Origin of the sequence: Streptomyces sp. NTH33, assembly GCF_003236365.1 — a bacterium.
Classification (GTDB): Bacteria; Actinomycetota; Actinomycetes; order Streptomycetales; family Streptomycetaceae; genus Streptomyces.
In genome coordinates this window covers 1-2841 of record NZ_POTZ01000670.1, presented here as the reverse complement: position 1 = coordinate 2841, position 2841 = coordinate 1, and the positions used below count along the sequence as shown (strand labels likewise).

Genomic DNA, 2841 nt, shown 5'->3' with positions numbered 1-2841 from the left:
CGTTTCTGGTGGTGCGGGGGCGACCTCGGGGGTGACCAGGGGGCGCGTTGCGGCGGCGGAGTGGGTGGTTCCGGCACCGTTTGTCAGGATAAGGGTGCTCAGGCCAGAGTGGCGACCATGATCGCCTTGATGGTGTGCAGCCGGTTCTCCGCCTCGTCGAAGACGACCGAGTGGGCCGACTCGAACACCTCGTCGGTCACTTCCAGCGACCGCAGGCCGTACCGCTCGTGGATCTCGCGGCCGACCTTGGTGCCGAGGTCGTGGAAGGCGGGCAGGCAGTGCAGGAACTTCACGTCCGGGTTGCCGGTGGCGCGCAGGACGTCCATGGTCACGGCGTACGGGGCGAGGGCGCCGATCCGCTCGGCCCACACCTCCTGGGGCTCGCCCATGGACACCCAGACGTCGGTGGCCACGAAGTCGGCGCCGCGCACGCCGTCGTCCAGGGACTCGGTGAGGGTGACGCGGGCGCCGCCGGCGGCGGCCAGCTCGCGGGCCCGGTCGACGACGTCCTGGGCGGGCCAGTACGTCTTGGGGGCGACCAGGCGTACGTCCATGCCGAGCAGGGCGCCGGTGACCAGGTAGGAGTTGCCCATGTTGAAGCGGGCGTCGCCGAGGTAGGCGAAGGTGATCCCGTGCAGCGGCTTGGCGCTGTGCTCGGTCATGGTGAGCACGTCGGCGAGCATCTGGGTGGGGTGCCAGTCGTCGGTGAGCCCGTTGTAGACGGGGACGCCGGCGTGCGCGGCGAGCTCCTCGACGGTGTCCTGGCCGTCGCCCCGGTACTCGATCGCGTCGAACATCCGGCCGAGGACGCGGGCGGTGTCCTTCACGGACTCCTTGTGCCCCATCTGCGATCCGGACGGGTCGAGGTACGTCGTCGAGGCGCCCTGGTCGGCGGCGGCGACCTCGAACGCGCAGCGGGTGCGCGTCGAGGTCTTCTCGAAGAGCAGCGCGATGTTCTTCCCGCGCAGGTACGGCGTCTCGGTCCCGGCCCTCTTGGCGGCCTTCAGCTCGGCGGCCAGCTCGACCAGACCACGGAACTCCTCCTGGGTGAAGTCCAGCTCCTTGAGGAAGTGACGGCCGGTGAGGGCGGTCGGGACTGTCGCCATGGGGGCACTCCAACGGATCGGGGGACGGACCTATTATGGAATTCTATACGACTCCTTGAATTTCTATTCAGTGGGCTGCTCGCGAGCGGCCGAGGTCTCCCTGCCGTCACCTTCCCCGCCGCAGGCCGGCCGTCACCTCCGCGTCGTCCGCCCGAGACGCACCGTGCCGCCGCATCGAGCCGTCGGAACCCGTCCGCCGGCAGCGCGTTCGGTGAGCATCGCCGATCGGGCGCCGAGGCGCGCGAAGGCCGCCCCGGTGCCGGGCGGACGCCGGCGCCGGGGCGGCCTTCGGGCGCGTCACAGTCCCAGGTGGACGGGGAGGGCCTGGACCGAGTTGGAGAACATGGAGGGAACGGGGACGAGGTCGCCGGGGTCGACGGCGAGCGCCAGGTCGGGGTAGCGGGCGAACAGCGCCGGCAGCGCGATGTTCGCCTCCAGCCGGGCCAGCGGCGCGCCCACGCAGACATGCGGCCCGTGACCGAACGAGAGGTGCTTGGCCTGGGTGCGGGTGATGTCGAAGCGGTGGGCGTCCGGCCCGTGCTGGGCGCTGTCACGGCCGACGGCGCTGTACGGGGCGAGGATGGCCTCGCCGGCGGGGATGGTGACGCCGGCGATCTCGATGTCCTCAAGGGGGTAGCGGGCCAGGAAGTTGCCGATCGGGGCGTCCCAGCGGAGGGTCTCCTCGACCACCGCCGACCAGACCCCGGCGTCGCCGGCGAGGGCGAGGGCACGCTGGTCGGGGTGGGTGAGCAGGGCCCGGACGGCGTTGGCCAGCAGACTGAGGGTGGTCTCGTGGCCGGCGGCGACCATCACCCACAGCGTGCCGAGCAGTTCGTCGTCGCTGAGGGTGTCGGGCTCCTCCTCGCGGGCGGCGATGAGGGCGCTGGTCAGGTCGTCCCCCGGCTCCTTGCGCCGCGCCTCGACGACCCGGTCGAGCAGCAGGTAGATGTCCCGCTGGGTGGTGAGCACCTCCTCCGGAGTGGTGTCGGTGCGGAAGATGCTGTCGACCAGGGCGCGCATCTCGTCGCGCTCGTGCTCGGGCACGCCGACCAGTTCGCAGATCACCTGCATGGGCACCGGGTAGGCGAAGTGGTGGCGCAGATCGACCGATCCGTCCGGAAGGGCGTGCCCGGGCAGGGCGTCCAGCAGGCCCTCGGTGATCTCGGCGATGCGCGGACGCAGTGACTGCACCCGCTGCGGGGTCAGGGTCTTGGTGACCAGTCTGCGCAGCCGGTGGTGCTCCGCGCCGTCGGCGGTCACCATGTTGGTGACCTTGACCATGCCGGTCAGGGGCCAGTCGTCGGCTATCTCGTTGTTGCGGATGGCGTTCCAGCGGTGCCAGTCCTTGCTGACCCGGGGGTCGGCCACCAGGTCGGCGAGGAGCTGGTGGTGGGTGACCGCCCAGGCGTGCACGCCGCCGGGCAGCTCGATACGGACGACCGGGCCGAGCTCGCGCAGCCGGGCGGCCTCGCCGTGGTGGTCGGCGCCGGTCGGGTCGAGGCGGACCAGGGGCACCTGGTGGGCGGAGACGTCCTGGACGGTCATGCACTACCTCCGGTGGTGTGCTGCGATCTGACGGTGCACAAGATGATCATGTCCTATGGACCGGGACCGGGGACAGGGGCGGGGTGAAGGTCACCGGCAGGGAGACGGGGCAGCGGGTCCACGGAGAGGGGCGCAGGGCGATCTCGTCGGCGGGGACCTCCAGGTGGATGTCGGGCAGACGGTGCAGGGC

General features: G+C 71.2%; 2 protein-coding genes. Both read right to left on the bottom strand.

Going from position 1 to position 2841, the window contains the following annotated elements; translation table 11 throughout:
- Positions 1–98: 98 nt before the first annotated feature.
- Entirely contained in the window at positions 99–1106 is a 1008-nt protein-coding gene (gene argF, locus C1I97_RS34710; protein WP_111006949.1) for an ornithine carbamoyltransferase, read from the bottom strand.
- A gap of 297 nt (positions 1107–1403) precedes the next feature.
- Entirely contained in the window at positions 1404–2651 is a 1248-nt protein-coding gene (locus C1I97_RS34705; protein ID WP_111006948.1) for a cytochrome P450 family protein, read from the bottom strand.
- Positions 2652–2841 lie beyond the last annotated feature (190 nt).